The following is a 25,085-nucleotide window of genomic DNA, read 5'->3' as shown; positions in this document are numbered from 1 at the left end:
CGCTTGCCTATGGTGGAGGTGTGGCTGACGACCTGTTCAAAGCCCTGGCCGATCACACCCGCCGGCTCATCCTGGACGAGCTCACGGACACCTCCGGGCAGACCCTGTTCGAGATCTGTGCGCGGCTGAGCATGAAGCACCGGCTCAGCATGTCGCGGCAGGCCGTCTCCCAGCATCTTGCGGTGCTGGAGGCTGCCGGTCTGGTCGAGACCAGGCGGGAGGGCCGCTACAAGTTCCATGACCTGAACACGGCCCCGCTGCGGGAGATCACCCGGCGGTGGCCCGTGTCCGACCCCTCCGAAGCGCAGGAGAGCACCTCATGAGAATCCACCTGACCAGCCTCTTCGTCGACGACCAGGCAAAGGCCCTGCACTTCTACACCGAGGTCCTCGGCTTCGTGAAGAAACACGACGTGCCTCTCGGCGAGACGGACCGGTGGCTGACCGTCGTCTCCCCCGAGGAGCCCGGCGGCACCGAACTCCTCCTGGAACCGGCCGGCCACCCCGCCGCCAGGACCTACCGCGACGCCCTCACCCAGGACGGCATCCCCCTCGCCCAGTTCGCCGTCGACGACGTCCACGCGGAACACGCCCGACTGCACGGCCTCGGCGTCCGCTTCACCCAGGAGCCCCTCACCATGGGCCCGGTCACCACCGCCGTCTTCGACGACACCTGCGGCAACCTGATCCAGATCGCGACCGTTCCGGCGTAGAGCGACGCTCCAACGGACTAGGTCACACGCCTGAACTCGCCGCCCGTCAGGGCCTGGGGGAGGTCTTTCTTCGCTGGTCACCGCCCGCCGGACAGGATCCAGCCGGACGGGTGGTGGGGAGAGTCGGTCAGGCGCGGGCCGCCGCCGCGGCGACGATCCAGTTCCGGAACTCGACGGCGTAGTGCCGCATGTGGTGCTCCAGGACGTGCTGCGGGCAGGACCTGGGGAAGTAGACCGTGAGGTTCGCGGTGAACCCGTCGGCGGTGTCACCGAACTGGATCAGCGCCCGCCCGACGACGGTGCCGTCCTCCAGGAAGAGGTTCGAGGACATCTTGCGCGGAAACTCCGCCTCCGGAAGGAGCTCGGCCGCGTCGTCGGCCCAGGCCATCTCGGCCGTGCCCCAGCCACCCATGTAGAACGAGCAGACGTGGGGGCCGATGTTCTCCACCACGCGCGCCGATGTCGTCGGCGCCCATCACATAGTGCTCGGGGTGTGCCGCGAGAAGCGGGCGCTCGTCGTCACTCTTGAAGGCCCCGTCCATCCAGTCCAGGAACTCGGCCGAGCTCATGCCACGCGCCTCGAGCACCGTCGTACCCGCATGGAACTCACCGTCGGAGGTGCGCGCACATTCCCGCAGGAAGGCGTTGCCCTCCTCGATGTCCGCGGCCAGCAGATCGAGCAGGCCCTGGCGGCCCAGCAGCGTCCTGAAGCGGTCGAGGGCCCGGCGCGCGTAGAACAGCTCGAAGTCGTCGATGCTCCCGCCGGTGGGCCCTGCCGCGAGCGTCACGGTCACTGCCGGAGAAGTCTGCTTGTCGGTCATGGTCATACCCTCCTCATGATGCGAATGTGAACTCGCATTCGCATCGTGAGGTTACGCAGAGAGGCGCACCCCTTGTCAACCGCTCCGGCCCCCACCGCCGCCGATACGATGCGGGTCATGACCAACCAGCACGACCGCCCTGCGCCGTATCGGGAGCCCCAGCAGGCGCGCAGCGCCGCGACCCTGGCTCGCGTGCTGGAGGCGGCCGAGGAGATCGCCGTGTCAGCCGGTCTGGAGGAGCTGACGATCTCCGGCGTAGCGGATCGCGCAGGCGTCTCGGTCGGCACGATCTACCGGCGCTTCGAGGACAAAGAACAGCTGGTCAACGCCCTGACGGAGCGGATGCTGGACCGGCGTGAGGAGTATGTGGCCGATCAGCTGCGCAAGGCCGAACCGTCCCTCTGCGGCGTCATGGACGCCTACGCGCACGCCCTGCTGCGTTCCTTCACCGACAGCACCAACCTCTTCCCGGCGCTGCTGCGTGCACGCGGGACGAAGCCTCCGGACCACGGGGGCCGCACCATCACCGAGATCCACCGGCTCCTGCTCGAAGCCGCGACTCCCTACGAGGACGAGATCCGTCACTCCGATCCGCAGGCAGCGCTGGACACCGCGGCCCGCGCCGTCCTCGGCGCCTGTTTTCACAACTCCGTACGCCCCGACCCGGTGATCGGTGACGTGGCGCAGCGCCGGTACGCGGACGAACTCAGCGACATGGCGATCGCCTACCTCGTCACACCCGGCCGCCGGGGCACCGCCCGCACCTGAGAGCCCGCCCCACCTCTCGCCAAAAGCCCCGCAACCCGACGAACATCGTCGCCATTCGACACATGCGGCATAGACACATGCGGCCGGTCGGATCTGTGGGGGTGGTGTTGTGCGCGGGATGCAACCGTTCGACCCTATTGAGAGGAAATGGGTACTGAGGGCCGCACAGTGCCACCGATCAGAAGGGTGCCGACGTCATGGAGCTCAAAGACGAACTTCCTCTCGACTACAAACTGGCTCAGGTCTACCGCTGGGGTGCCGCCTTCTGCGGCGTCGTGCTGCTGGTCTTCGGCTGTCTCGGCTTTGCCGACCAGTTGAGTCCCTTCGACACGGACGGCAGCCGGATCGGCGGCATGAGCACCAATGGTGCCCTCAGCCTGATCTCGGTGATCGTGGGTCTCGCCCTCATCGTCGGCGGAATCATCGGGGGCAACTTCGCCTCGACGCTCAACATGGTCGTGGGCGCTCTGTTCCTGGTCAGCGGATTCGCCCACATCTTCATCCTGGACAAGGGCGCGAACGTGCTCGGTTTCGGCATGACCAACGTCATCTTCAGCTTCGTCATGGGGCTGGTCATCCTCACGTTCGGCATGTACGGCCGGGTGTCCAGCCGGCTGCCCCACGACAATCCCTACTGGCGCCGGCGCCACTCTCCGGAGGCGGCGCACGGGACGGGTCCGCGGCCCGCTCTGCGGAACGGGCCGCCCGTCCCGCTCACACCGGGCGCACCGGAGCCGCGTGTGCAGAACCGCTCGACCTGACCGGCGCCGACCGGCTCCGTCACTGCGCTTCGGCCGCGGCGATCCGCAGGCGCAGGCGGTTGAGGCCCCTGCGGGAGTGACTCTTCACCGTCCCCAGGGGCCATCCGGTCACGTGAGCGATCTGGGAGTGTGAAAGGTCGCTGTAGAAGGCGAGTTCGAGAACGCGCCGCTGCGCCGCGGGCAGCAGCGCCAGCTCATGACACACCATCACCTGGTCGAGCACCTGCCGCGCCATGGTGTCCGCAGGTGCGGTGAGACCGAGGGTGGCCTGGGCCGCCGACACCAGATCGGTGCGGCGCGTACGTGCGGTGAGGGCATCGGCGATCTTGCGTCGGGTGATGCCCACGACCCATCCCGCGAAGGCGCCGCGGTGCGCGTTGTACCCGGCGCGCCCGCGCCAGACAGCCAGGAAGACCTGTTGCGTGACGTCCTCGGCTTCGCGTGCGTCGCCCAGCGCCCGGTAGGCCAGGGTGTGCACGAGCGTGCCCCAGCGCCGGTAGGCGGCTTCCAGGCACGCCTCCTGCCCGCGATGCAGGCCCGCGGCGATCTCCTCATCGGCCAACGACTCTTCGACTGGAGCCCACAGGCGGTCCGCGGGCTGCTGCAGGGTGATCTGAGCGCGCATGGGGCCGTGCCCTTTCGTCGCCGATCAAGTGATCTTCACTGTGCCGACCCCACCGCCTTCGTTTCGACTCGCATCGAATCTGCATCGTTTACTCCGCCTGCTCCGTATGCTGCGGGCGCGGGCCAAGGTACGGCTACATGCGTCTGCGGATGGCCTCCCAGACGTCTGCGGGCGGCGCCACCGCGCCCATCGGCCCCGCCCGGCCGGCCTCCAGGATCCGCAGGAACGCCTCCAACGCCGAGCGGCAGGTCTCGCAACCCCGCACATGCTGTGCCGTGGTCTCATACGTCTCGCTGCCGAGCGCGACGAGTGCGAGATCTCCGGACGACGGGTGGTGGATCTGAGACGCGGCTGACATCGGTCACCTCTGTAAGCACGGGCGGACAGCACAAGGCGAAAGCTGCGAAACGGACCAGCCGTCCCTCAAGCGTTCGGCCGGCCCCGGTGCTTCAGATGCGCCCGCTGCCGGAACTCCCCTTCGAGTGACCTACCGCCAAGGACGCATCGCTTCTGCATCGATAAGCTTGGTTCATGAGTGCCAGCGACATTTCTGCGGAATCGCTCCCGACCCCGGACCTTCACGATGCCGGTATCACGTCAGGAGCACTCGCCCGCGAACTCGGCATCTCACCGACGACCCTGCGGTCCTGGGACCAGCGGTACAGCCTCGGGCCGACCCGGCGTGAGCGCGGCCGCCACCGCCGCTGGTCACCCCAGGACATCGCCACGGTGCGAGACATGTGCCGGCTCACGGCCTCCGGCATCCCGCCGGCAGAAGCCGCGCGCACGGCGAAGGCGCGCGCAGAGCAACGACAGCTCCCGGATTCGACCGCGACCACTACCTTGATCGCCGCGGCCGCGCCTCCGCCTGACGAGGCGCGCGCGTCCGCTTCCTCCGGCCTGCCGACCGGTGCGACGCGTGCCGGATTCCGCGGTCTGGCCCGTGCCGCTCTGCGGCTGCAATCCGCCGACATCGAGGAGCAACTGAACTCCTACGTCCAGGAACACGGCGTCATCGCGGCATGGGAAGAACTCATGATGCCGGCGCTGCATGCGGTCGGACGTAAATGGGAGTCGGCCGGAGACCGCTACGTCGAGGTCGAACATCTTCTGTCCTGGCACGTCTCCACCGCCCTGCGCCGGGCACAGGCCCTCCCGGAGCCCGCGCGGAAGCGCCGGAACGACCCTCCCGTTCTGCTGGCCTGCGTACCGGGCGAACAGCACACCCTGCCGCTCGAGGCGATCCACGCGGTCCTGTCGCAGCGCGGAGAGTCGGTACGTATGCTCGGCGCCGCGCTGCCTGCCGAGGCGCTCATCGCAGCGGTGCGCCGTACCGGGCCCGCCGCCGTAGTGCTGTGGGCGCAGACGCGCTCCCTGGCGAGCACGCCACTGGCCCACCATCTTCTGCGTCTGGCCTGGGGAGCCAATGGGGCGCGGCAACAGGCTTCCGTCGTTCTCGCGGGGCCCGGCTGGCGGGGCATGACGGTCGAGGGCTCGGTGCAACCCGGAGGGCTCCGCGAGGCGGTCGCACTTCTGGCACCGGCGCGCCTTCCCGCCCGTGCCCTGTGAGACCCGCTCGGACCCGTCCGCCGGCCTGCTAGCCGTGGTGCGTGGCGTCGGTGGTTCCCTTGACCATTCCTCTGGTCGAGGGGTGGGCGTGGGCGGCTTGCAGGAGCGTCGCGGCGCCGCGGACCGCTGCGGTGTGCGGGGCGGGGACGGGCTGGACGGGAGCCCGCAACCGGTCGGTGAGGTGATAGGTGATGTCGGGTCGCAGAGCACCCCCGCCGGCGAGGAGTACGCCCCGGCGAAGCGCGTCGAGCGTCTGGGAGGTGTGGTCCTGGTCCAGCATGCCGGTCACCATGGTGACGACCGCCTCGGTGATCCGCGCGGGTGGAGTGAGACTGTCCAGGTCGCTGGTGCCCAGGGCGGTGCAGCGCGCGTCGGTCACCGCGCCGTCGGCAAGGAGCGTGACTTCGGTGAGGTGGGCGCCGATGTCCACGACGAGGAGGGGGTGGGCGAGGTCGGCGTCTGCGGCCACGGCCACGGCACGCGCGGTGGTGACGGTCAGTACGGTGCGCGGCCGCAGGATCTCGACCGCGGCCCGGGCCTCGGCCCGGTAGGCGATGCCGCCCAGTACGGGCGTGGTCAGGATGAGCAGGGGGCGGCCGAATCGGGGCAGGCGGTGGCAGAGCAGCCTGTCGAGCATCCGGGCCGTTCCAGGGGTGTCGACGATGGTGCCGCGCTGGATGGGATAGGTGGCGCCGCTGCCCGGGAAGGTGACGGTGGGCACGTCGAGGATCATTCGCCGCCCGGACGTCCAGGCGCGGGTGCGGGCGCTGCCCAGGTCGAGGGCGATGCCGGAGCACCGCCGGCACCACGGCCACGAGCGGTGCCGGACGGCCGCGAGACGGGGACGGGGAGCGGCGGTCACCGGTCGGCCTCCCTGACCTGCTGGCAGCGGGCGCAGTGGCGGGCCTGCGGCACGATCATCAGTCGTTCGCGGTCGATGGGCCCGCGGCACAGGTGGCAGGCGCCGTAGCGGCCCCGGTCCATGCGTGCCAGAGCGGCTTCGACGTCGGCCAGGACCATGCGGGCGGAGGCGGCGAGTTGGACGCGGACCTCTGTCTGGGAGGGCGCCTGACGGGCGCGCAGCGCGTCGGCGCGGGTTGCGGCGGCAGTCGAGAGCTGCTGGAGCTGATCCTGGCGGAAGAGGCGTTGCTCGTTCAGGTTCTCGCGCAGTGCGGCGAAGTCCTCGGCCGACAGAGTCGTGGTGCGGTCGTCGATGATCTGATGGTTCACCAAGTCACCCCTTAGGCAGGGCGGAAGAGGAGGGCGGAGGGGCGGTTGTCAGGCGGCGTTGCGCTGGCAGGGGACGCAGTACGGCGTGTAGGGCAGGATTTCCAGGCGCTCGACGGGGATGGGTTCGGAGCAGCTCCGGCAGATGCCGTAGCTGCCGTCCTCGACGCGGGCGAGGGCTGCCTCGATCTCGGTGAGGACCCGCTGGATGGTGTCTTTCTGCGCGGACATCACTCCTTCCTCGGTGTCCGGGCCGGTCTCGTCGATGGCCTGTAGCTGTGTGGCGCGGGACGTGCGCTCGTGTTCGAGGCGCTCGCGGGCCTCGTGCGGGGACAGCCGCTCGAGCCGGGGTCCGGCCTGGGGCGTATCGAGCGACATGGTGGGCCTTCTTTCGGGGAGCCGGTTGGGTGTGATCGCCCTCAGGAAGGGCGGTGCATGGCTCCACCATGGCCGTGATGCCGCGCGAAGCCCATCGGGCGCGATACCCATCTGTGGCGGGCCCAGGACCCGCCGCGGGGTGGGCGGTTCAGGTCCGGGAAATGGGCATTGGAGCCCATCGACGGCGGCAGCAGGAGCGGGCAGCCTGGACAGCAGTCCGGTCAAGACCTATGGACGCGGCTCACGCTCGGGGTGTGCGGTGACCGACAGTAGAGACAAAGCTGTGTCGCACCACGAAAGGCGTCATCCCGGTGTCCTTGTTCTGGCGGATCTTCGCGCTCAACGCGGTCGTGCTCGGCAGCGCCACCGCGCTGCTGCTGTGGGCTCCGGTGACCGTTTCCGTGCCGGTGGTCCTGACCGAGGCGGTCATCCTCGTGGCCGGTCTGGCCGTCATGCTGGTCGCCAACGCGGCCCTGCTGCGGATCGGCCTGGCCCCGCTGGACCGGCTCACGCGGCTGATGACCACCGTCGACCTGCTGCACCCCGGCCACCGGCTGCCGGAACGGGGACGGGGAGAGACCGCCGAACTGATCCGCACCTTCAACGCCATGCTCGAGCGCCTCGAACACGAACGGGCCTCCAGCAGCGCCCGCGCCCTGTTCGCACAGGAGGCGGAGCGGCGTCGTATCGCCCAGGAACTCCACGACGAGGTGGGGCAGAGCATGACCGCGATCCTGCTGGCGCTCAAGCGGGCCGCCGACGACGCGGAGGAGCCGCTGCGCGGTGAGCTGCGCCAGGCGCAGGAGATCACCCGCGGAAGCCTGGACGAGGTACGGCGTCTGGTGCGTCGGCTGCGGCCGGGGGTACTGGAGGACCTCGGTCTGGTCAGCGCCCTGACGTCACTGACCAGCGAGTTCGCCACCCACGTGGGGCTGCGCGTGGTGCGGCGCTTCGAGACCGGCCTGCCCGTGCTGGACGAGCAGACGGAGCTGGTGCTGTACCGCGTCGCCCAGGAAGCCCTGACCAACGCGGCCCGCCATGCCGAGGCCGGCCAGGTGGAGGTGGGCCTGCGCCACACCGGTGAGGCGGTGGTGCTGGCCGTCGTCGACGACGGCCGCGGCACCGGGGCCACCCGTGAAGGCGCGGGAATGCGCGGCATGCGGGAGCGGGCCCTGCTCATCGGAGCCACCCTGGACGTCGTTTCACAGCCGCAGTCCGGTACGACCGTCCGGCTCACCGTGCCCCTTGTCAGGAAGCAGCCATGACCACGCCCCACACCTCCGTGATCCGCATCCTCCTCGCCGACGACCACGCGCTGGTACGTCGCGGGGTGCGCCTCATCCTCGACCAGGAGCCGGACCTCGAAGTCGTCGCCGAGGCCGGGGACGGCGCGCAGGCCGTCGAAGTGGCACGCACCCATGAGGTCGACCTGGCGGTGATGGACATCGCCATGCCCCGGATGACCGGCCTGCAGGCCACCCGCGAACTTCTCGCGCTGAAGCCCGCGGTGCGCGTGCTGATGCTGACGATGCACGACAACGAGCAGTACTTCTTCCAGGCGCTGAAGGCCGGCGCCAGCGGATATGTGCTGAAGTCCGTGGCCGACCGCGACCTGGTGGCGGCCTGCCGGGCCGCCATGCGCGACGAGCCCTTCCTGTATCCCGGCGCGGTCAGCGCGCTCATCCGCAACTACCTCGACCGTGTCCGCAACGGCGAGGAGCCTCCCGAGCAGGTGCTGACCGCACGCGAGGAGGAGGTCCTCAAGCTCGTGGCCGAGGGGCACTCCTCCAAGGAGATCGCCGAGATGCTCTTCATCAGCATCAAGACCGTCCACCGGCACCGGGAGAACCTGCTGCACAAGCTCGGCCTGCGTGACCGCCTCGAACTCACCCGCTACGCGATCCGCGCCGGCCTCATCGAAGCCTGAGAGCCGGTCTTTGCACAGGCCGGCCGTCCCGGCCCGCTCATCAGCCAGGTCCTTGAAGGTCCGAACCTCTGCGGCAACGCCGCCCGTTGCCACGGAAGGGACATGAGGGATGGCCCGCTGCGCGCAACCCGTTCGGCGCCCGCGCAGCCCGGGCGCGGCAGCGGTGTGGGCCGTCCTGCTCGCCGTCCTCGTCACCCTGCTCGGCCCCGACCTGGGCAGTGAGCACCCCCGCGCGCTGCTCGCGGCGCAGGTGGTGTCGGCTCACGGCGAGCCTCAGGCGGACAGCGCGGAGCCGGGCGTCTCCACCGCGGCCGTTCGCGGCCCGAGGGATTCCAGCGGTGAGCGTCACGCTCCTCCGGTCGCCGCCCCAGGCGCATCGTCTGCAACAGGGACCGGTCCGCTCCAGCCTGCGCAGCCGCCCGTCGCTGCGGAAGGCCCTCCCGCAGCGCGGCAACCCGCACACGGTCACGGGGTGCGGGCGCCGCCCGCGCTCTCCGGCATCTGAACCTTCCCTCTCCTTTCTCGACTGCGGTCACTGTCCTGGCCGCGGTGTGCCTGCCGGAGGCCCCTGTGAACCGATCCCACCGATCCCGACGCATCAGAGGGCTGATCGCCCTCGCCGCTGTCGCCCTGTCCCTGTATGTCGCGCTCACCGTGCCCGTCCACCTCGGACTCGATCTGCGGGGCGGTACCCAGATCGTGCTGGAGACCCGCCCCACCGACGCTGCCGACGCCGACGGTGAGGCGACGGACCGCACCGTGGAGGTGCTGCGCGGCCGTATCGACGCGCTCGGTGTCGCCGAACCCTCCATCGCCCGCTCCGGCGACGACCGCATCGTCGTCGAACTGCCCGGCCTGCAGGACCCCCGCAAGGCGGCCGAGGTGCTCGGCCGCACCGCCCGGCTCACCTTCCACCAGGTACGCGGCACCGCAGCCGGCGACGACGCGTCACCTTCGCTGCCCGAGCGGCAGGGCGAGCAGGTGAGAGCCGACGAGTCCGGCCAACTGCTGCGTCTTCAAGCGGCGTCGCTGACCGGCAAGGACGTCAAGAAGGCAGCCGCCCGCTTCGATCAGCAGGGCGGTGCCGGATGGCACGTCACCGTCGACTTCGAGGGAGCGGGGAAGGACGGCTGGGCCCGTCTGACCGGCGAGGCCGCCTGCCATGCGGCCGGGGATCCGGCCCGCCGGGTCGCCATCGCCCTCGACGACAAGATCATCTCTTCGCCGCAGGTCGACCCGTCCGTCTCCTGCCGCTCGGGCATCGGTGGCGGTTCCACCCAGATCACCGGAACCTTCGACGACCGCGAAGCCAAAGAGCTGGCCCTGCTCATCAACGGCGGTGCGCTGCCGGTGCCGGTCGAGACCATCGAACAGCGCACCGTCGGCCCCACCCTGGGCGTCGAAGCCATCACGGCCGGCGCCTGGGCCGCCGCCATCGGCACTGCTCTGACCTCGCTGTTCATCATCGCCGTCTACCGGATCATGGGCGTCCTCGCCGCCGTGGCACTGGCCTGCTACGGGCTCATCTCCTATGCCGCTCTCGCCGCCCTCGGGGCCACCCTCACTCTGCCCGGCCTCGCCGGCTTCGTACTGGCCATCGGCATGGCCGTGGACGCCAACGTGCTCGTCTTCGAACGCGCCCGCGAGGAGTACACCTCCCGGCACCGCTCCACGCCACGGTCGTCCCTGAACTCCGGGTTCAAGAAGGCCTTCAGCGCGATCGCCGACTCCAACATCACCACTCTCATCGCCGCCGGCCTGCTGTTCTTCCTCGCGTCCGGACCTGTGCGCGGGTTCGGCGTCACGCTGGGCATCGGTGTCCTCGCCTCCATGCTCAGCGCACTCGTCATCACCCGCGCCCTTGCCGACTACACCGTCGGCGGCCCCGGCCTGCGCCGCCGGCCCCACCTCACGGGGGTCGCCCACACCGGCACCGTCCGGGCCCGCCTCCGCCGTACGAACCCGAACCTGATGCGCCACCCGCGCCGGTGGCTGGCCGTCTCCGCCGCTGTCCTCGTCCTGGCCGCGTCCGGCATCGCCGTGCGCGGGCTCGACTTCGGCGTCGAATTCACCGGTGGCCGCCTCATCGAATACACCACGGCCTCCCCTGTCGACCCCGACCGGGCCCGCGCCGCGCTCGCCGACGCGGGATTCCCCCGAGCCGTCGTCCAGACCTCGGGCGAGCATCAACTCACCGTACGCACCCACCACTTGAGCAACACGCAAGCGGCCGCCCTCACCGACGCCGTCAATGACCTGGCCCACCGAGCCGACAAGATCCGCGACGAGGCCATCGGGCCCAGCCTCGGCAAGGAACTGCGCCGTGGCGCCCTCATCGCCCTCGTCGTCGCCCTCTGCACCCAACTCGTCTACCTCGCCGCCCGCTTCCGCTGGCTGCTGGGGACCTCGGCGGTCGCCGCCCTCGCCCACGACGCCGTGATCCTCATCGGCGTCTTCGCCTGGCTCGGCAAGCCCATCGACGGCGTCTTCCTGGCCGCGCTGCTGACCGTCATCGGCTACTCCGTCAACGACTCCGTCGTCGTCTTCGACCGGGTCAGAGAGATCCGTCGCCGCGACCGCAGGACGCCCTTCGACCGCATCGCCAACCAGGCCCTCCTGCAAACCCTGCCCCGCACCGTCAACACCGGCATGGGCGCCGCCTTCATCCTGACCGCGCTGGCCGTCCTCGGCGGCGACACCCTGACCGACTTCGCCCTCGCCCTCCTCATCGGCCTCGCAGTGGGCACCTACTCCTCGATGTTCACCGCGACACCACTGGCCATCGAACTGCACCACCACCGCGGATAGACGGCGTTCGCCGCCCATCGACCAGACGGGTCCGGGTCTGCGCCGGTACACGCCGTGCACCACGCGGCCGAGCCGGCGAGGCCGCCCGTCCGTGCATGCGGACGGGGCGGCCACGGCGGACGTCCGCCGCGGCTCCGGTTCGGGCCGGCTGAGCGCACCCCGCGCCGGGTGCGCTCCTCCCCCGCCCCCTTCACCCTGCGCGCCGCCCGCGTCCCGCCACCGCCGCCGCGACGGTCGCCGCCGTGCCGACGACCAGCGGTGCGATCAGGGCGACCGGCAGCCATCCGGGCACGTCCGGGTCGGGGGTGGTTCGCCACAGGACTCCGCAGCTCACAAGCAGGGAGACACCGACGCAGGCGTTGAACAGCAGGAGGGCACGCGCCGTGCGGCGGGCCGCGGTACGGCTCGCGGGCCGGTTGAGGAGGGAGGCGGAGGCCCCGCCGAAAGGGGTGCCGCGTTTCGTCAGTTCGTCACGCGGTGTCACGCGCAGGCTCAGTTCGGCTCCGGCGATCATCATCACCGTCACCCCGGCGTACAGGAAGACCAGCAGGAAGGCGCTGCCGACAGAGCGGTCGGTCCAGGCGTCCACGCCGCCGGTGCCGATGTGTTCCGGTATCCGTTCCGGGAGGTCGCCGTAGCGCACAGTTCCCCAGACGCCCATCGCGGCGAGGAGGACGACGCTGGGCAGCAGCCACAGCCGGTAGGGCGCGGAGAACACCATGACACCGATCATCCGGCACGGGGCCGGGGCCCGGAAGACCGTGATCGCCGCAACCCGTTCAGGAAGGCCCCGGAGCCGCGGCGCTGATGTCGTGGGCCCGGTCCAGCCCCAGGGCCCGGTTGAGGCGTCCTGAGACACGGGTCGCCGTGGTGCGGGGAAGGATCCGGGCGGCCCAGGTCATGGCCCTCAGGCCGGTACGCCCCGGGTAGGCGTTGACGGCTCCCCTGGCGAACGCGTCGAGGGTCCGGGCGGCGACCGCCTCGGGCCGGTCGGTGAAGGCCGGCTTCATCGCGGCGGTGGTGCCCTCGAAGAACGAGGTGGCGGTGGCGCCGGGATGGGCCGCCATGACCCGGACCCCGCTCCCCCGGAACTCCTCGGCCAGCGCCTCGGTGAAGGACAGCACGTACGCCTTGGTGGCCGCGTAGGTCGCCTGGTACGGCATGGCCTGGAAGGCGGCCGTGGAGGCCACGTTGATGATGCCGCCGCTGCCCCGCGCGACCATCTTGCCGCCGAGCGCGTGGGAGAGCCGCGTGAGGGCGACGATGTTCAGCTCGACGCTGTCGATGTGCCGGTCCTGCGCGGAGCCGAGGAACGGGCCGACGGCGCCGGCGCCCGCGTTGTTGACCAGCAGGTCGACGGCGAGCTCCCGCCGGTCGAGCGCCGCGACCAGCCGCGAGACGCCGTCGGGAGCGGCGAGGTCGGCCACCTCGGTCGTCACCTCGGCGCCGTGCTCCTCGCGTACGGAGTCGGCGACCCGGCGCAGCGCGTCGCCGGAGCGGGCCACGAGGACGAGACGGGCGCCCCGCCGGGCGAGCTCCCGGGCGTAGGCCTCCCCCAGGCCTTTCGAGGCGCCGGTCACCAAGGCGGTGATGTTGGAGTAGCGGGTCATGCGGAGTCCCTTCGTTCCACGGCGGTCCGCAGCCGGACGCGCCGCCATTTACTTCGAGGCTCGAAGCACCTTGCCGCAGGAAAAGGTAACAGCTTCGAGTCTCGAAGCAAGTGGTAATCTCGGACCATGACCGACCCGCTGCTGGAATCGGTGGTGCGCGCCAACCACGAGTTGTTCATGCGCACCAGTGACCGGGTGACCCGGCCGCTCGAGGAGCTGGGTCTCACCCTGGCGACCGCGCAGGCCTTGTGGGCGATCGACCCGGACCGGCCGCCGCCGTCCATGAAGGTGCTGGCGGGCCGGCTGTACTGCAACGCGCCCAACCTGAGCTTCGTCGTGAACCAGCTGGTCGACCGTGGACTCGTCGAGCGCGGCACCGACCCCGCCGACCGGCGGGCCCGGGTGGCCGTACTGACCGGGCGGGGCCGGGAGATCAGGAAGCGTGCCGTGGATCTGCTGCTGCGGCAGAGCCCGTTCGCGGAGTGCGAACCCGAGGAGCTGCGGCACCTCGCCGAGCTGCTGGAGCAGGTATTGGACAGATCGGCCGACTGATCTTGTCCGCTCCCTCGGCGCCCAGGCAGGCTCCGCACCCAGCGGCGCGCCGGTCAGCTCGGTACAGGAGTTGCCGGCCCCTCACTCGCGCGGCATCAAGGCAACACGTGCCCGGCCGTACGGAAGAGGCGGTACCACTCCTCCCGGGTGAGCGGGAGGTCCGAACCGGCGGCGGACTCGGCGACCCGGCCCGGGTTGGTGGTGCCGAGCACCACTTGCATGTTCGCCGGGTGGCGGGTGATCCACGCGACGGCGATACCGGTCGGCGTCACCTCGTACTTCTCGGCCAACTCGTCCAGGGCCTCGTTCAGTTCGGCGTAGTTCTCGCGGTCACCGATGAAGACCCCGTCGAAGAAACCCTTCTGGAACGGCGACCAGGCCTGCAGCGTCATTCCGTTCAGGCGGGCGTGGTCCAGGAGGCCGTTGTCCCGGTCCACCGACTGGTCGAGGCCGGCCATGTTCGCGGCGATTCCCGAAGCGATCATCGGGCAGTGGGTGATGCTCAACTGCACCTGGTTGGCCACCAGCGGCCTGCGTACCGCCGTCTTGAGCAGTTCGATCTGTCCCGGCGTGTGGTTGGAGACCCCGAAGTTCACGACCTTGCCGGCCGAGTGCAGTTCGTCGAAGGCGGCTGCCACCTCCTCCGGCTCGACGAGCGTGTCGGGGCGGTGCAGCAGGAGTACGTCGAGGTAGTCGGTGCGCAGGGCCGCGAGCGACTCGTCGACGGTGCGCACGATGTGCTCCTTGGAGAAGTCGAAGAAGCCGGGCCGGATGCCGACCTTGCTCTGTATCAGGATCGACTCGCGCTCCGCGCCGGTGAGTTTGACGGCCTGCCCGAAGCGCTCCTCGCACGCGTGGCGCGAGGGGCCGTAGATGTCCGCGTGGTCGAAGGTGTTGATCCCGGCTTCTCGGGCGCTGTGGTACAGCCCGCGGACGGCCTCGTCGTCGAGTTCGGCGATGCGCATCAGGCCCAGAACAACGTTCGAGGCCTGTAGTTCGGTCTGGGGGAAGGAGATCGTTTTCACGCTGCCATCTTTCCGAACGGGCCGACGTGGCGCCAGTAGCGCTTCCGTGCCAGGCCGGATCGGCCGGGACGCGGCATACTGAAGGTAGTTCTGAGGCTTGGAGGACTCCATGATCGTTCTCGGACTCATCCTGCTCATCATCGGCCTGATCGCCGGCATCTCCATCCTGTGGACCATCGGTGTCGTACTCGTCGTCATCGGTGCGGCTCTGTGGGTGCTCGGTGCTGTCGGCCACGCGGTGGGCGGCCGCAAGCACTACTGGTGAACGCCCGCCGCACGATGTGGTCGATCATCCGGCCGGGAAGCGGCCCGTTCGCGCCGTAGTGGGGCGTTCCAGCACGGCCCAACAGCCCCCCGGACCGCCTCGGTTCACCCGGCGTGACCCATACGGATGGAGCTTTCTCCGTCGTCACGGTGCTGTCTGGCCGACGGGCGTCTGCTCCTCCAGGGCGGCGCGAAGGCCGCGTTCCGGCACCGTCCGCCCGGGTACGCGCAGGGCGGTCCGGCAACCGTCGGACAGAGCCGATCCGGAAGGATGGCACGTCATGACCGCAGCATCGCCCGGCGGGTACTCCGAATCCGTCCCGGCCCGGGACACCCGCACCACAACGGTCGCCCGGACGGAGACCAAGCCGGCTTTCAAGACCACTGAACTGATGGTCTACGTCGCCTCGGTCATCGCAGTTCTCATCGCCTCCCTCGTTGTCGGCGACGGCGACAGCGGAGTGGATCGCTTCCCTGCGGACCGGGCATGGCTCTACGTCACGCTGCTCACCATCGGCTACCTGCTGAGCCGTGGGCTGGCAAAGAGCGGCAGCCGCGAGGGCGGACGCGACCCCCGCATGTGAACACCGTGCACCGTCGATGAGTGTGTCGCCGCAGGTGATCAAGCGGCCCGACGGGGCACCGGCTCGGCCGGCGCCCCGTCTCTGGTACCGCGACCCGCACTTACCGCGACGGAGCCCAGTTGCTCCGCGGCGTCGTTCTCGTAGCGCACGGTGGATTTCTCATCGGTGCTCCGACCCGGCGCCTGCCCACACCGTCGGTGTCCGGCCCGCCCATGGACCGGCCTGTTCCAGTTGGCCGGCGAGACGGTACAGAAGGTTCTCGCAGCCGTGACCGGCGGCGAACTGCATTCCGATCGGCAGCCCCGTCCCGGTGTCCGCCGCCACGGGGATCGACATGGCGGGCGTGCCCGCTACGTTGAACGGCACGGTGAACGGGGAACGGTCGAGGACGCGACGTATCCAGCCGAGGCCGTCCAGCGCCTCCGCGCCCTCGGCATAGGTGCCCAGGGGCACGGGGAGCTCCGGCAGCGTCGGGGTGAGCAACATGTCGTGCGTGTCGAAGAAGCGGGCCAGGCCCCGGGCGACGCGGTTGCGGATCGTCAGCGCGTCGACGAACTGGGGGCCGCTGACCCGCTGCCCGTAGTGGTAACCGGCGAGGGTCACCGTCTCAAGGGTCGAGGTGTCGACGGGCCGGTCGAGAGCGGTGGCCAACCCGTCGACCGAGGCGGCGAGGTTGGCCGTGAGCAGACGGGCGTTGGCCAGGACGAACTCCTCCCAGTCGGCCCCGAGGCCGACCGTCACCTCCTCCACCCGATGGCCGAGCGATTCGAGCAGCCGCACGGTACGGGAGAGCGCGTCGCTCACGGGTGGGGTGGTGCGGCGACCGCCCCAGGCCTGGCCGAGGACACCGATCCGCAGTGAGCCCGGATCGCGGGTGACCTCCTCCGCGTACGGCCGGGACGGCTGCTGGGCGAAGTACGGATCGCCCGGCTCCGGGCCGCTGATCTGGTCGAGCAGTACCGCGCTGTCGCGCACCGTGCGGCTGACGCTGCCGTGCACGGCCAGGCCGCTGAAGACCTCGTCGAAGTCGGGGCCCATGGAGACCCGGCCGCGGGTGGGCTTCATCCCGAAAAGGCCGTTGTAGGCGGCAGGGATACGGAGCGAGCCTGCCGCGTCGGTGCCGTGCGCGAGAGGCACGACTCCGGCGGCAACCGCCGCGGCCGCTCCCCCGCTGGATCCGCCCGCACTGCGCTTCAGGTCCCACGGGTTGTGGGTCGCGCCGTACAGCACCGACTCCGTCGTGATGCTGTAGGCCATCTCCGATGTCGCGGTACGCCCGAACGTCATGAGGCCTGCGCGACGGAAACGCCGCATCAGGGAAGAGTCGTCGCGCGCGACGAGTCCGGCGGCGAGGCGGCTGCCCATTTCCATGCGCCGCCCGGCCATGGAGACTCCGATGTCCTTGATCAGAAAGGGGACGCCGGCCAGCGGGGCGCTGCTGCCGGCGTCGGGGGCGTCGTCGGCGGGCCAGGTCTCCACGACGGCGTTGATCCGCGGACCGACCAGCTCCGCCGCGTCGCGCGCGACCGCCAGCAGTTCGGCGGGGGTCACCTCACCTCCGGCCACCAGCTCCGCGAGCCCCACCGCGTCGAAGCACACGTATCCGGAAACTTTCACTGTCACTCCAAACGAACGGACGGTACCGATGAGTCTCAGACGATACCCAACGGTATCGTGCGGGACTGACTGGTACCGTTAAGGCGAAGAGTCGAGGGAGACAGCGGGTCCCGCATTCGACCGGACGTCACGGAGTAGTCATGGCACCGACCACCAGCAGGCCCGACAGGGTGGCGAAACTGCCTCCTCGCGAGCGCATCCTCGACGCGGCGGAGGAGCTCTTTCAGAACGAGGGAATCCTGCGCGTGAGCGTCCAGGCGATCGCCGACAAGGCGGAGACCACCAAGATGGCGGTCTACCGGCACTTCGAGACCAAGGACGCGCTGGTCGCGGAGTGGATGGGGATCGTCGCGGCCGACTACCAAGCGGCCTTCGACCGGGTCCGGACCGAGCATCCGGGCCGGCCCGGGGAGCAGATCCTGGGTCTGGCCCGCTTCATCGCCGAGGGGTTGCCGGCCCTCTCCCATCGTGGATGCCCGTTCATCAACTCCCTTGCCGAACTGCCCGACCGCTCCCATCCCGCACGCCAGGTGATCGAGCGGCACAAGGCCCTCCAGACCCGCAGGCTGGTCGACCTGTGTGCCGAGGCGGAGCTGCCCGAGCCGGAGCAGGTCGCGGCCGAGATCACCTTCGTACTGGAAGGCGCGCAGGTCAGCACCCAGAACGGAAGCATCGATCACACGGGCGACCGCCTGCTGAGAATCGTCGAGGGGATCATCGACCGACACCGCTCCCCCGTCGGCACGTCCCGGACGCGCACCGACTGAGAACCGCAACGGCTGCGTGCGCCCACCCCTCGCGGCGCGGGCGCACGCATCTGCTTTACCGAACCTGCTTACGGAATCTGCTTACGGAACTGTGACGCGCACGCTCTGCGCTGCGCCGTCGCGTCCGTGTGGATCTAGCGTGGCGCCATGCGTGTTCTGGTCACCGGCGGCGCCGGGTTCATCGGGTCCCATGTTGTCGAGGCGCTCACGGCGCGTGGACACGAGGCCGTCGTGTTCGATGTGCGGGACGATCCGGGGGCCGATGTGCGCGATCCGGAGTCGGTCGCACGGGCGCTGGCCGGCGTGGACGCCGTATGTCATCAGGCGGCCATGGTCGGGCTCGGCAATGGGGTCGACGACGCGGCGCAATACGTCTCCCGCAACGACCTGGGGACGGCCGTGCTGGTGGCCGGGATGGCCCGGGCGGGTGTGCGGCGGCTGGTGCTCGCCGGGTCGATGGTCGTCTACGGGGAAGGGCGCTATGACTGCCCGCGGCACGGGGTGGTGCGGCCGGGGCCACGTGCTGCCGCCGATCTGGACGCCGGGCGGTTCGAGCCCGCATGCCCTTTTTGCGGTGCGGAGTTGGAGCCCGGTGTCGTCGGGGAGGACGCGCCCGCCGATCCGCGCAATGTGTACGCCACGACCAAGCTCACGCAGGAACACCTTGTGGCGGCATGGGCGCGCAGCACGGGCGGCGTGGGGATCTCCTTGCGCTACCACAACGTGTACGGGCCCCGGATGCCTCGCGACACCCCGTACGCGGGTGTCGCCGCCCTGTTCCGCTCCGCGCTGGCTCGCGGCGAGGCGCCGCGGGTCTTCGAGGACGGGCGACAGCGGCGGGACTTCGTCCACGTACGGGATGTGGCGGCGGCCAACCTGTCCGCTCTGGAGGCCGAGGCGGCCCCGGGGACGCTGACGGCGTACAACACGGGCAGCGGGGTGCCGCACACGGTCGGGGAGTTGGCGGGCGCTCTCGCCGCGGCGTGCGGTGGTCCGGAACCGGTGGTCACCGGGGAGTACCGGCTCGGGGACGTCCGGCACATCACCGCGGACTCGTCGCGGTTGCGGGCCGAGCTGGGGTGGGAGCCGGCGGTTTCCTTCGAGGACGGGATGCGGGAGTTCGCGGGCGCGCAGTAGTGCCGCTCGCACCGGCACAGCGCTACGAGGCGGTGGGCAGCGTCACCTCGAAACGGCAGCCGCCCGGGATGTTGCGGACCGTCGCCCGCCCCTGGTGGGCTTCGACGATGCCGCGGACGATGGCGAGGCCGAGTCCCGCCCCCGCGGGGGGAGTCCGGGCGTGGGTGCCTCGCCAGCCGGTGTCGAAGACACGCGGGAGATCCTCCTCGGGGATGCCGCCGCAGCCGTCGGTGACGGAGACGACGACGCTGCCTTCACGTGCGCGCTCGACGGCGACGGCGACCGTGCCGTCGGCGGGAGTGCGACGGATCGCGTTGACGAGGAGGTTGCCCAGGACGCGGCTTATCTCCTTGCCGTCCACCTCGACCGGCACGGGTTCGACGTGGTCCCCGACGAGCCGTACCCCGTGTTCGCGGGCGAGCGGGTCCGCTCCTGCCAGGGCGTCGCCGACCAGGTCGTACAGGGACATTCGGGCCGGGCTCAGGGGAAGCGCGCCCGCATGGATGCGGGAGAGTTCGAAGAGGTCGCCGACCATGTCGTTGAGGCGGTCGACCTCGGTGCGCATCTGGGTGAGGTAGCGGCCGGGGTCCGTGGCCACCCCGTCCTCCAGGGCCTCGGCCATCGCGCGCAGGCCCGCGAGAGGGGTGCGCAGGTCGTGCGAGATCCAGGCGACCAGTTCGCGACGGGAGGTCTCCAGGGCGCGTTCGCGTTCGCGGGAGGCGGTCAGCTTGGCACTGGTCGCGGCCAACTCGCGGCTCACCGACTCCAGTTCGGCGGTGGCCGGGGTCTCGGGCACCGCGAAGGCACCGTCTTCACCGAACGAGCGGGCGGCGACGGCGAGTTCACGGCTGCGGGCGACGAACCTGCGGCCCAGCAGGAGCGCGGTGGCGAGCGAGACCACGGCCGCCATCGCCACGACCGTGGTCACCACCTGGAGGTCGTGCGGGGACAGGAACATCGCCCAGGCCACGGCGAGGGTGCCCGCGAGCATCGCGACGACGCCCACCGCGGAGACGACGGCGAGCGAGGCGGTGAGTGAGCGGCGGCGCAGCAGGCGCAGCGCCGCCGCTCCCGCCAGACCGGAGGTGGCCGCGCCCGCGAAGGAGTAGAGGGCGATGAGGAGGTTGGCGTTCATGGTCAGGCCTCTCGCGCCTCGGACGTCGTGTCGGGGTCGAAGCGGTAGCCGACGCCCCACACCGTCTGGATCAGGCGGGGGCTTGCGGGGTCGGACTCGATCTTGCCGCGCAGCCGGCGGATATGGACGGTGACGGTCGACAGGTCGCCGAACTCCCAGCCCCATACCTCGCGCATCAGGTCCTCGCGGGTGTACGCCCGCCCGGGGTTGCGCAGGAAGAACGCGAGAAGGTCGAACTCCCGGAGGGTGAGGCCGAGTTCGGCGCCGTCCCGCGTGGCGCGACGGGCGGCGGGGTCGACGGTGAGGCCGGCGGCGCACACCGGGTGCCGGTCGGTGCCGGGGCGGGTGCGGCGCAGCACGGACTCCACGCGCAGGACCAGTTCGCGAGGGCTGAAGGGCTTCGTGACGTAGTCGTCGGCGCCGACCTCCAGACCGAGGATGCGGTCCTCCTCGTCGCCCCGCGCGGTCAGCATGATCACCGGGACTGGGCCGCGGGCGCGCATCCGCCGGCACACCTCCAGGCCGTCCATGCCCGGCAGCATCAGGTCGAGCACCACCAGGTCGGGGCGGTGGGCGGCGGCGAGGGCAAGGGCGGCCGGACCGTCCCCGGCGCGGTCGACGACGTACCCGGCCCGCTCCAGGTAGCCCGTGACGACCTCGGCGACGGTCGGGGCGTCGTCGACGACCAGGACGCGGGCCGTCCCCGGGGAAGGTGCCGCGCCCGTGGGCTCGTATGGCTGCTGCATTCCCCCAGCCTGGCATCCCGCCGCCGGGAAGAAGGGGCCGCGGCCGGGCGCGCGTGCGGACGTCCTTGTTTCGTAAGAAGCCAGAGTCCGAAATGCCCGGTATGCGCTCGTAGGGTGACAGCTGTGACAACCCCACCACCACAGGTCGACGTGATCCTGCCCTGCCTGGACGAGGCCGAGGCCCTGCCTTGGGTCCTCGAACGCATTCCCCCCGGCTGGCGTGCGATCGTCGTCGACAACGGATCCACCGACGGCTCGGCCGGCCTCGCCCGCGCTCTGGGCGCGCACGTCGTGCACGAGCCGCGGCGCGGCTTCGGCTCGGCGTGCCGGGCCGGCCTCGCGGCAGCCCGCGCCGACATCGTCTGCTTCTGCGACTGCGACGCCTCGCTCGACCCGCGGCGCCTGCTGCCCTTCGTCGACGAGGTACGGGCGGGCGCGTCCGACTTGGTGCTCGGCCGGCGTCGCCCGGCGACACGGGGCGTCTGGCCCGCCCACGCCCGCCTCGGCAACCTCGTCCTGTCCCGCATGGTGCGCCGCAGAACGGGCGTCCCCCTGCGCGACCTCGGCCCGCTGCGCGCCGCCCGTCGCGAGGCGCTGCTCGCCCTCGACCTCACCGACCCGCGCAGCGGCTTCCCCCTGCAGATGGTGGTGCGGGCGGCCGACGCGGGCTGGCGGATCGCCGAGCACGACGTGCCGTACCTGCCCCGCTCCGGCGCGTCGAAGGTGACCGGGACCTGGCGCGGCACCTGGCACGCGGTACGTGACATGCGCCGCGTGCTGGCCGAACCGCCCGTGGACCGGCCGGTCCGCACGCCGGAAGGACATGCGCAGTGACCACCCTCCTCGTCATCGCCAAGGAGCCGCGACCGGGCCGGGTCAAGACCCGGCTCACCCCGCCGTTCACCCCCGGACAGGCGGCGATGCTGGCCGAGGCGGCGCTGGTGGACACCCTGCGCACCGTCGCCGCGACACCGGCCGACCGTCGTGTCCTCGTCCTCGACGGCGCGCCGGGCCCCTGGCTGCCGCCGGGCTTCGACGTCGTACCGCAGTGCGCGGGCGGGCTCGACGAGCGGCTCGCGGCCGCCTTCGCCGGCTGCGCGGGGCCCGCGCTGCTCATCGGCATGGACACCCCGCAGGTCACACCCGAGTTGCTGAGCGTGGATTTCGAGGGCTACGACGCCTGGTTCGGACCCGCGCCGGACGGCGGCTTCTGGGCCCTCGGCCTGGCGACGCCCGACCCGGCGCTGCTGCGCGGCGTGCCCATGTCGACACCGGACACCGGCGCCGTACAGCGGGCGCGCCTCACGGCCGCCGGACTCCGCGTCCGTGACCTGCCGCCGCTGCGTGACGTCGACACCGCCGACGACGCCCGGGCGGTGGCCGAGCTGGCGCCGCGGGGCCGGTTCGCCGCGTGCCTCGCTCGATGTGCGCAGGCGGTGGGCCGATGAGCGCGCCTCCCGCCACCGCCTCCTGGGCGAGCGCCGACCCGTACGCCCTCGCCCTGCGCGCGGGGCACGGCCCGCTGTTCCTGCGCCGGGCCGACGGCTGGCTGCTGCCCCTCGACGTGGACCGATGGTGCGCGCGGGCCGACGCCGTGGACCGTGCCGTCCTCGACCGGTGCGAGGGCGCCGTCCTGGACGTGGGCTGCGGCCCGGGCCGGCTGGTCGCCGAGCTCGCCGCGCGCGGGCACGCCGTTCTCGGCATCGACGTCAGTGAGACAGCCGTCGACCGGACCGAGCGGCTTGGGGGCCCGGCGCTGCACCGTTCCGTCTTCGCCCCGCTGCCCGGCGAGGGCCGCTGGGGCAGCGTCCTCCTCATGGACGGCAACATCGGCATCGGCGGCGACCCCCGCGCCCTGCTCGACCGCGTCGTCCAACTCCTCTCCCCCGGCGGCCTGTTGCTCGCCGAGACCGCACCCGTGGACGTCGACGAACGCACTCAGGTGCAGGTCGTCGACGTCACCACCCACGCCCGGGGCGGCACCTCGTTCCCCTGGGCGCGGGTCGGCACCGAGTCCCTGCTGCGCTACGCGGCCCTGGCCGGACTCACACCCGACGCTCAGTGGACAGCCGGCGGACGCCGCTTCGCCGCCCTGCGCGCCCGCAGCACGGATCCCGCGAGGAGCAGCGCCGAACCGCCGAACAGCGCCGCCGTGATCAGCAGCCAGCGGGGCAGGAACCCTGCCGCCGACTGGCCGGTCGCCGATCGGTAGCGCGCGTCCATCATCCCGCTGATCAGCGGGAACCAGACGAGCAGCAGCAGAAGGGAGAGCGCGGCCGGCACCCGGATGTATCCGGCCCGCTCGCGCCACCCGGCCGCCCCGAGCGTCTTGAGCACCGTCCGGTCGGCTGCCGAGTACAGCGGCACCAGGACGAGGTCGTGCAACAGCGCGGCGCCCACAACCCACAGCGCCACGCCGAACCAGTCGCCGGCCAGCAGTCGCACACCCGCGTAGGCGGCGAGCGCGAACGAGCACAGCAGCACGGCCAGGTGGAGCGGACTGCCCAGCGCAGGGCGGAACAGCAGCGGAGCCTTCGGCATCAGGTGCCGTCGCAGCAAGACACGTACGCTCCTCATCGTGTTCTTGATCCTCATGGGTCAGAGCCTTCCGAACGTCATCCGGGCCACCCACTTGGTGTTCAGCACACCGGGCGCGGCAGGCACGATGACCCGCGCCGGGTAACCGTGGTCAGGGGTGAGCGGGGCGTCGTTGACGTAGAGCGCGAGCAGCGAGCGCGGGTCGGCGACCTGGTTGGCGCGCAGCGCCGCATGCCGGAACGCACCGTGGCTCTGGAGGGATTCGACGAAGACGTCCGGCGGCTCGCCGTCGTGGCCCACCAGCGCGGCGAGGTCACGCAGCCGTACCCCGCGCCAGCGCTGGTCGGACGTCGACCACCCTTCCACGCAGGCGATCGGCAACTCGGCACTGTGCAGGGAGAGTTGCTCCAGTTCTGTGCGGCTGAGACGGATCGTCCCGGTGCGCCCGGTGAGGACGAGACGCCAGGCGTCCGCACCGGATTCCGCCGCACGGATGCCCGCGTAGGCGGCGGTCTTGTTGATCTGGAAGCCGTTCGGCCCGGTGCCGGGTTCGGCGCCGCCGTGCGGTGCGAGCAGCGCCGTGCCGCGCAGGCCGTCGAAGCTGCGTCCGACCGTCGTGGCGAACAGCAGCAGTGATCCAGCGCCGACGAACCCCAGCGCGCCGCGCCGCGAGACGGACGGTGGATCGGGCTCCGGAGCCTTCGATCCGCCCAGCTCGCCGGCCTCCGGGGCGCCCTCGCGCATGCGTCGTACGTTGCGCAGCGCCATCGGCATCTTGAGCGCCGCGTGGGCGAGGAACGCGGCGAAGAAGACCCAGGCGCCGTAGAAGTGCAGCGGGTAGAACGAGCCGGGGAAGAGGTAGTCGAGCTGGACGTTGAGCACACCCGTCGCGAACTCGAAGAGACCGCCGCCGACCAGCAGAAGCAACGACAGGCGTTCCAGGCCGTGGGTGAGCGAGCGGACCGGCGGCAGCGCGAACAGCTTGGGCAGCACCGACCACAGCTTGGCGAGGAGCACCGGGATCAGCGTGACGCCGAGGGTGACATGCACGCCCTGGGTCAACCGGTACAGCCAGTGCGGGTCGGTGGGCCAGGAGAACAAGTAGAAGCCGAGCAGCCCCTTGTCGGGAGTCTTGTCGTTCACGGATGCCAGGTTCGGGTTGTACGCGGCGTACGAGAGCAGCCCCGTCACGAACAGCACGGTGATACCGGCGAGCAGGACGAGGCCGAGTACCGAGGTGAACCGGGGGCCGCGCAGCGGGCTGCGCCAGAAGCCGGGCGAGGTGGGCAGGCGGAGGGTGTCACGCATGCTGTGACCGTAGGACGGGAGCACCCCGGAAAGAGCTGCGCGACCCATGACGAAACGCTGACGTCCGGCCCGGACAACCTCGTCCCGGCTGCTCTCCGGCCTAGCGTTCCTGTGTGATCCGCACCCACCGCACCGGCAGCGCCGAATCTCCCTCATCGCCCGACGGCAGCCGCCGGGACCTGTACGCCGTCACGGCGGCCGCGCTC

Annotated in this window: 30 protein-coding genes and 1 pseudogene; 17 read left to right on the top strand and 14 right to left on the bottom strand. The window is 71.0% G+C overall.

What is annotated here, in order from left to right:
- The first annotated feature begins 20 nt into the window (after positions 1-20).
- Positions 21-323 carry an ArsR/SmtB family transcription factor gene (locus ABD366_RS32200; protein ID WP_324771017.1) on the top strand — a complete coding sequence of 101 codons (303 nt, stop codon included), beginning with the start codon at positions 21-23 and terminating at the stop codon, positions 321-323.
- The gene (locus ABD366_RS32195) at positions 320-712 is read left to right on the top strand and encodes a VOC family protein (protein WP_324771018.1); all 393 of its coding nucleotides are present in this window, start codon (positions 320-322) and stop codon (positions 710-712) included. Before ABD366_RS32200 ends, ABD366_RS32195 begins: the two co-directional genes overlap by 4 nt.
- A gap of 127 nt (positions 713-839) precedes the next feature.
- Here ABD366_RS32195 and ABD366_RS32190 read toward each other — a convergent pair whose 3' ends face one another.
- Positions 840-1,163, bottom strand: a complete 324-nt coding sequence (locus ABD366_RS32190; protein ID WP_324771019.1) for a hypothetical protein — start codon at positions 1,161-1,163, stop codon at positions 840-842.
- Between ABD366_RS32190 and ABD366_RS32185 the strand changes: the two genes are divergently transcribed.
- From ABD366_RS32185 to ABD366_RS32175, 3 genes are all read left to right on the top strand, one after another.
- Positions 1,150-1,563 carry a hypothetical protein gene (locus ABD366_RS32185; protein ID WP_324771020.1) on the top strand — a complete coding sequence of 138 codons (414 nt, stop codon included), beginning with the start codon at positions 1,150-1,152 and terminating at the stop codon, positions 1,561-1,563. The genes ABD366_RS32190 and ABD366_RS32185 overlap by 14 nt on opposite strands.
- An 87-nt stretch (positions 1,564-1,650) precedes the next feature.
- Positions 1,651-2,301, top strand: coding sequence for a TetR/AcrR family transcriptional regulator (locus tag ABD366_RS32180; protein ID WP_324771021.1), 651 nt, complete (start codon positions 1,651-1,653; stop codon positions 2,299-2,301).
- Between the two features lie 197 nt (positions 2,302-2,498).
- Positions 2,499-3,062 (top strand): DUF4383 domain-containing protein, encoded by a 564-nt coding sequence (locus ABD366_RS32175; protein WP_324771022.1) that lies wholly within the window; start codon positions 2,499-2,501, stop codon positions 3,060-3,062.
- Between the two features lie 19 nt (positions 3,063-3,081).
- Here ABD366_RS32175 and ABD366_RS32170 read toward each other — a convergent pair whose 3' ends face one another.
- Together ABD366_RS32170 and ABD366_RS32165 are read right to left on the bottom strand one after the other, a co-directional pair.
- Complete coding sequence (locus ABD366_RS32170) at positions 3,082-3,687, bottom strand: sigma-70 family RNA polymerase sigma factor (RefSeq protein ID WP_324771023.1); 606 nt, start codon at positions 3,685-3,687, stop codon at positions 3,082-3,084.
- Between the two features lie 133 nt (positions 3,688-3,820).
- Complete coding sequence (locus ABD366_RS32165) at positions 3,821-4,045, bottom strand: hypothetical protein (protein ID WP_324771025.1); 225 nt, start codon at positions 4,043-4,045, stop codon at positions 3,821-3,823.
- A gap of 173 nt (positions 4,046-4,218) precedes the next feature.
- Between ABD366_RS32165 and ABD366_RS32160 the strand changes: the two genes are divergently transcribed.
- On the top strand, positions 4,219-5,256 hold the full coding sequence (locus ABD366_RS32160; RefSeq protein ID WP_324771026.1) for a MerR family transcriptional regulator: 1,038 nt from the start codon (positions 4,219-4,221) through the stop codon (positions 5,254-5,256).
- 28 nt (positions 5,257-5,284) lie between these two features.
- On the opposite strand, the gene ABD366_RS32155 is transcribed toward ABD366_RS32160, so the two are convergent.
- From ABD366_RS32155 to ABD366_RS32145, 3 genes are read right to left on the bottom strand one after another with little or no spacing between them, the layout of a single operon-like run.
- Positions 5,285-6,118, bottom strand: a complete 834-nt coding sequence (locus tag ABD366_RS32155) for a hypothetical protein (RefSeq protein ID WP_324771027.1) — start codon at positions 6,116-6,118, stop codon at positions 5,285-5,287.
- Complete coding sequence (locus ABD366_RS32150) at positions 6,115-6,489, bottom strand: TraR/DksA family transcriptional regulator (RefSeq protein ID WP_324771029.1); 375 nt, start codon at positions 6,487-6,489, stop codon at positions 6,115-6,117. The genes ABD366_RS32155 and ABD366_RS32150 overlap by 4 nt, the downstream gene beginning before the upstream one ends.
- 45 nt (positions 6,490-6,534) lie before the next feature.
- A complete protein-coding gene (locus ABD366_RS32145) occupies positions 6,535-6,861 on the bottom strand; it encodes a TraR/DksA family transcriptional regulator (RefSeq protein WP_324771030.1) in 327 nt (108 codons plus the stop codon).
- A 311-nt stretch (positions 6,862-7,172) separates the two neighbouring features.
- On the opposite strand from ABD366_RS32145, the gene ABD366_RS32140 reads away from it, so the two are divergent.
- From ABD366_RS32140 to secD, 3 genes are all read left to right on the top strand, one after another.
- Positions 7,173-8,126 carry a HAMP domain-containing sensor histidine kinase gene (locus ABD366_RS32140; protein ID WP_324771031.1) on the top strand — a complete coding sequence of 318 codons (954 nt, stop codon included), beginning with the start codon at positions 7,173-7,175 and terminating at the stop codon, positions 8,124-8,126.
- Positions 8,123-8,788, top strand: coding sequence for a response regulator transcription factor (locus ABD366_RS32135; RefSeq protein ID WP_324771032.1), 666 nt, complete (start codon positions 8,123-8,125; stop codon positions 8,786-8,788). The genes ABD366_RS32140 and ABD366_RS32135 overlap by 4 nt, the downstream gene beginning before the upstream one ends.
- A 570-nt stretch (positions 8,789-9,358) precedes the next feature.
- A complete protein-coding gene (secD, locus tag ABD366_RS32130; RefSeq protein WP_324771033.1) occupies positions 9,359-11,596 on the top strand; it encodes a protein translocase subunit SecD in 2,238 nt (745 codons plus the stop codon).
- Between the two features lie 190 nt (positions 11,597-11,786).
- Here secD and ABD366_RS32125 read toward each other — a convergent pair whose 3' ends face one another.
- Positions 11,787-12,317 (bottom strand): DUF1648 domain-containing protein, encoded by a 531-nt coding sequence (locus tag ABD366_RS32125; RefSeq protein ID WP_324774318.1) that lies wholly within the window; start codon positions 12,315-12,317, stop codon positions 11,787-11,789.
- Positions 12,318-12,375: 58 nt separating this feature from the next.
- Positions 12,376-13,206: an SDR family NAD(P)-dependent oxidoreductase gene (locus ABD366_RS32120; RefSeq protein ID WP_324774316.1), complete on the bottom strand. Its 831-nt coding sequence runs from the start codon at positions 13,204-13,206 to the stop codon at positions 12,376-12,378.
- A 126-nt stretch (positions 13,207-13,332) separates the two neighbouring features.
- Here ABD366_RS32120 and ABD366_RS32115 point away from each other — a divergent pair, with 126 nt between their 5' ends.
- Complete coding sequence (locus ABD366_RS32115) at positions 13,333-13,758, top strand: MarR family winged helix-turn-helix transcriptional regulator (RefSeq protein ID WP_324774313.1); 426 nt, start codon at positions 13,333-13,335, stop codon at positions 13,756-13,758.
- A gap of 95 nt (positions 13,759-13,853) precedes the next feature.
- Here ABD366_RS32115 and ABD366_RS32110 read toward each other — a convergent pair whose 3' ends face one another.
- The gene (locus ABD366_RS32110) at positions 13,854-14,783 is read right to left on the bottom strand and encodes an aldo/keto reductase (protein WP_324774311.1); all 930 of its coding nucleotides are present in this window, start codon (positions 14,781-14,783) and stop codon (positions 13,854-13,856) included.
- A gap of 109 nt (positions 14,784-14,892) precedes the next feature.
- Between ABD366_RS32110 and ABD366_RS32105 the strand changes: the two genes are divergently transcribed.
- Both ABD366_RS32105 and ABD366_RS32100 read left to right on the top strand, forming a co-directional pair.
- The gene (locus ABD366_RS32105) at positions 14,893-15,048 is read left to right on the top strand and encodes a DUF6131 family protein (RefSeq protein ID WP_324774309.1); all 156 of its coding nucleotides are present in this window, start codon (positions 14,893-14,895) and stop codon (positions 15,046-15,048) included.
- A 280-nt stretch (positions 15,049-15,328) separates the two neighbouring features.
- Positions 15,329-15,631, top strand: a complete 303-nt coding sequence (locus ABD366_RS32100) for a hypothetical protein (RefSeq protein ID WP_324774307.1) — start codon at positions 15,329-15,331, stop codon at positions 15,629-15,631.
- Positions 15,632-15,790: 159 nt separating this feature from the next.
- Here ABD366_RS32100 and ABD366_RS32095 read toward each other — a convergent pair whose 3' ends face one another.
- A complete protein-coding gene (locus tag ABD366_RS32095) occupies positions 15,791-17,248 on the bottom strand; it encodes an amidase (RefSeq protein WP_324774305.1) in 1,458 nt (485 codons plus the stop codon).
- 140 nt (positions 17,249-17,388) lie between these two features.
- Between ABD366_RS32095 and ABD366_RS32090 the strand changes: the two genes are divergently transcribed.
- The gene (locus ABD366_RS32090; protein ID WP_324774303.1) at positions 17,389-18,015 is read left to right on the top strand and encodes a TetR/AcrR family transcriptional regulator; all 627 of its coding nucleotides are present in this window, start codon (positions 17,389-17,391) and stop codon (positions 18,013-18,015) included.
- Positions 18,016-18,162: 147 nt separating this feature from the next.
- Positions 18,163-19,152, top strand: a complete 990-nt coding sequence (locus ABD366_RS32085; protein ID WP_324774301.1) for an NAD-dependent epimerase/dehydratase family protein — start codon at positions 18,163-18,165, stop codon at positions 19,150-19,152.
- A 22-nt stretch (positions 19,153-19,174) separates the two neighbouring features.
- Here ABD366_RS32085 and ABD366_RS32080 read toward each other — a convergent pair whose 3' ends face one another.
- Complete coding sequence (locus ABD366_RS32080) at positions 19,175-20,287, bottom strand: sensor histidine kinase (RefSeq protein WP_324774299.1); 1,113 nt, start codon at positions 20,285-20,287, stop codon at positions 19,175-19,177.
- Positions 20,288-20,289: 2 nt separating this feature from the next.
- Complete coding sequence (locus ABD366_RS32075; protein ID WP_324774298.1) at positions 20,290-21,033, bottom strand: response regulator transcription factor; 744 nt, start codon at positions 21,031-21,033, stop codon at positions 20,290-20,292.
- A gap of 114 nt (positions 21,034-21,147) precedes the next feature.
- Between ABD366_RS32075 and ABD366_RS32070 the strand changes: the two genes are divergently transcribed.
- The 3 genes and pseudogenes from ABD366_RS32070 to ABD366_RS43600 all read left to right on the top strand — a co-directional run.
- Complete coding sequence (locus ABD366_RS32070) at positions 21,148-21,867, top strand: glycosyltransferase family 2 protein (RefSeq protein WP_324774296.1); 720 nt, start codon at positions 21,148-21,150, stop codon at positions 21,865-21,867.
- Positions 21,864-22,481: a TIGR04282 family arsenosugar biosynthesis glycosyltransferase gene (locus tag ABD366_RS32065; protein WP_324774294.1), complete on the top strand. Its 618-nt coding sequence runs from the start codon at positions 21,864-21,866 to the stop codon at positions 22,479-22,481. The genes ABD366_RS32070 and ABD366_RS32065 overlap by 4 nt, the downstream gene beginning before the upstream one ends.
- Positions 22,457-22,921 (top strand): annotated as a pseudogene (locus ABD366_RS43600) (class I SAM-dependent methyltransferase); the annotation flags it as partial. The gene ABD366_RS32065 and the pseudogene ABD366_RS43600, both read left to right, overlap by 25 nt.
- A gap of 170 nt (positions 22,922-23,091) precedes the next feature.
- Here ABD366_RS43600 and ABD366_RS43595 read toward each other — a convergent pair.
- Together ABD366_RS43595 and ABD366_RS32055 are read right to left on the bottom strand one after the other, a co-directional pair.
- Positions 23,092-23,574: a hypothetical protein gene (locus ABD366_RS43595; protein WP_411293854.1), complete on the bottom strand. Its 483-nt coding sequence runs from the start codon at positions 23,572-23,574 to the stop codon at positions 23,092-23,094.
- 57 nt (positions 23,575-23,631) lie between these two features.
- A complete protein-coding gene (locus ABD366_RS32055) occupies positions 23,632-24,879 on the bottom strand; it encodes a molybdopterin-dependent oxidoreductase (protein WP_324774290.1) in 1,248 nt (415 codons plus the stop codon).
- Between the last annotated feature and the right edge of the window lie 206 nt (positions 24,880-25,085).

The sequence above is a fragment of the Streptomyces kunmingensis genome (assembly GCF_039533535.1).
Lineage (GTDB): Bacteria > Actinomycetota > Actinomycetes > Streptomycetales > Streptomycetaceae > Streptomyces > Streptomyces kunmingensis.
Note: the sequence above shows the minus strand (reverse complement) of the source record. Positions and strands in the feature narration are given on the sequence as shown.

Excerpts from the sequence above, each read along its gene's own strand:
- ABD366_RS32195 (WP_324771018.1), top strand. The coding sequence starts at position 320 with ATGAGAATCCACCTGACCAGCCTCTTCGTCGACGACCAGGCAAAGGCC.
- ABD366_RS32185 (WP_324771020.1), top strand. The coding sequence starts at position 1,150 with ATGTTCTCCACCACGCGCGCCGATGTCGTCGGCGCCCATCACATAGTG.
- ABD366_RS32180 (WP_324771021.1), top strand. The coding sequence starts at position 1,651 with ATGACCAACCAGCACGACCGCCCTGCGCCGTATCGGGAGCCCCAGCAG.
- ABD366_RS32175 (WP_324771022.1), top strand. The coding sequence starts at position 2,499 with ATGGAGCTCAAAGACGAACTTCCTCTCGACTACAAACTGGCTCAGGTC.
- ABD366_RS32170 (WP_324771023.1), bottom strand. The coding sequence starts at position 3,687 with ATGCGCGCTCAGATCACCCTGCAGCAGCCCGCGGACCGCCTGTGGGCT.
- ABD366_RS32165 (WP_324771025.1), bottom strand. The coding sequence starts at position 4,045 with ATGTCAGCCGCGTCTCAGATCCACCACCCGTCGTCCGGAGATCTCGCA.
- ABD366_RS32160 (WP_324771026.1), top strand. The coding sequence starts at position 4,219 with ATGAGTGCCAGCGACATTTCTGCGGAATCGCTCCCGACCCCGGACCTT.
- ABD366_RS32145 (WP_324771030.1), bottom strand. The coding sequence starts at position 6,861 with ATGTCGCTCGATACGCCCCAGGCCGGACCCCGGCTCGAGCGGCTGTCC.
- ABD366_RS32135 (WP_324771032.1), top strand. The coding sequence starts at position 8,123 with ATGACCACGCCCCACACCTCCGTGATCCGCATCCTCCTCGCCGACGAC.
- ABD366_RS32125 (WP_324774318.1), bottom strand. The coding sequence starts at position 12,317 with ATGGTGTTCTCCGCGCCCTACCGGCTGTGGCTGCTGCCCAGCGTCGTC.
- ABD366_RS32120 (WP_324774316.1), bottom strand. The coding sequence starts at position 13,206 with ATGACCCGCTACTCCAACATCACCGCCTTGGTGACCGGCGCCTCGAAA.
- ABD366_RS32115 (WP_324774313.1), top strand. The coding sequence starts at position 13,333 with ATGACCGACCCGCTGCTGGAATCGGTGGTGCGCGCCAACCACGAGTTG.
- ABD366_RS32105 (WP_324774309.1), top strand. The coding sequence starts at position 14,893 with ATGATCGTTCTCGGACTCATCCTGCTCATCATCGGCCTGATCGCCGGC.
- ABD366_RS32100 (WP_324774307.1), top strand. The coding sequence starts at position 15,329 with ATGACCGCAGCATCGCCCGGCGGGTACTCCGAATCCGTCCCGGCCCGG.
- ABD366_RS32090 (WP_324774303.1), top strand. The coding sequence starts at position 17,389 with ATGGCACCGACCACCAGCAGGCCCGACAGGGTGGCGAAACTGCCTCCT.
- ABD366_RS32085 (WP_324774301.1), top strand. The coding sequence starts at position 18,163 with ATGCGTGTTCTGGTCACCGGCGGCGCCGGGTTCATCGGGTCCCATGTT.
- ABD366_RS32080 (WP_324774299.1), bottom strand. The coding sequence starts at position 20,287 with ATGAACGCCAACCTCCTCATCGCCCTCTACTCCTTCGCGGGCGCGGCC.
- ABD366_RS32075 (WP_324774298.1), bottom strand. The coding sequence starts at position 21,033 with ATGCAGCAGCCATACGAGCCCACGGGCGCGGCACCTTCCCCGGGGACG.
- ABD366_RS43595 (WP_411293854.1), bottom strand. The coding sequence starts at position 23,574 with ATGCCGAAGGCTCCGCTGCTGTTCCGCCCTGCGCTGGGCAGTCCGCTC.
- ABD366_RS32055 (WP_324774290.1), bottom strand. The coding sequence starts at position 24,879 with ATGCGTGACACCCTCCGCCTGCCCACCTCGCCCGGCTTCTGGCGCAGC.